Annotated in this window: 2 rRNA genes; both read right to left on the reverse strand. The window is 55.6% G+C overall.

Annotation, left to right across the window (positions count from 1 at the left end):
- Positions 1 to 597: ribosomal RNA gene (locus ACGF5C_RS34635) — 23S ribosomal RNA — on the reverse strand; the annotation flags it as partial.
- 326 nt (positions 598 to 923) lie between these two features.
- Positions 924 to 1,312: ribosomal RNA gene (locus tag ACGF5C_RS34640) — 16S ribosomal RNA — on the reverse strand; the annotation flags it as partial.

Consider the following 1,312-nt stretch of genomic DNA (forward strand, 5'->3'; position numbering starts at 1 on the left):
GGTACTATTTCACTCCCCTCCCGGGGTACTTTTCACCTTTCCCTCACGGTACTAGTCCGCTATCGGTCACCAGGGAGTATTCAGGCTTACCGGGTGGTCCCGGCAGATTCACAGCAGATTTCACGGGCCCGCTGCTACTCGGGTATCAATCACACAAGCCGTCGCGTTTTCGCTTACCGGACTCTCACCGTCTACGGTTGGCCGTCCCAGACCAATTCAGCTAACACAACGGTTTCTGACTTGCGCTCCTCACGGCAGTGAGAAGAAGAAAGACCCCACAACCCCGCATAGACAACGACTGCCGTCTATCACATCTACACGGTTTAGCCTCTTCCGCTTTCGCTCGCCACTACTCACGGAATCACTATTGTTTTCTCTTCCTGTGGGTACTGAGATGTTTCACTTCCCCACGTTCCCTCCACACCGTCTATATATTCAACGGCGGGTAACACGACATCACTCGTGCTGGGTTTCCCCATTCGGAAATCCTCGGATCTCAGCTCGGTTGACAGCTCCCCGAGGCTTATCGCAGCCTCCTACGTCCTTCATCGGCTCCTGGTGCCAAGGCATCCACCGTACGCTCTTACACACTTACTAACAAAGATGCTCGCGTCCACTGTGCAGTTCTCAAACAACACACCCACCCAAACCGGAATTTCAGGACCAGCACCCTCGAAGAAGGCCGGTATCTCAGAAGATCTGAGCGGATCGTATTTTTTGCCTGGAAAGAACGTCTGTTCTTTCAGGACCCAACAGTGTGTCGATATATTCACCGCGGTCCCGGACAGAGCCGGCACCTTGGTGCGATGAAGCTTGTCAGCGTTCCACCCATGAGCTTCCGCGGTCCCACTGACGGGGACACAAACGGTCTCTGGCACAACCACTTTCACCTGTGTGAAGCGTCGTGCAGAAGTGCTCCTTAGAAAGGAGGTGATCCAGCCGCACCTTCCGGTACGGCTACCTTGTTACGACTTCGTCCCAATCGCCAATCCCACCTTCGACGGCTCCCTCCACAAGGGTTAGGCCACCGGCTTCGGGTGTTACCGACTTTCATGACGTGACGGGCGGTGTGTACAAGGCCCGGGAACGTATTCACCGCAGCGTTGCTGATCTGCGATTACTAGCGACTCCAACTTCACGGGGTCGAGTTGCAGACCCCGATCCGAACTGAGACCGGCTTTAAGGGATTCGCTCCACCTCACGGTATCGCAGCCCTCTGTACCGGCCATTGTAGCATGTGTGAAGCCCTGGACATAAGGGGCATGATGACTTGACGTCGTCCCCACCTTCCTCCGAGTTGACCCCGGCAGTC

This window comes from Micromonospora sp. NPDC047620, assembly GCF_043205005.1.
Taxonomy (GTDB): Bacteria; Actinomycetota; Actinomycetes; order Mycobacteriales; family Micromonosporaceae; genus Micromonospora.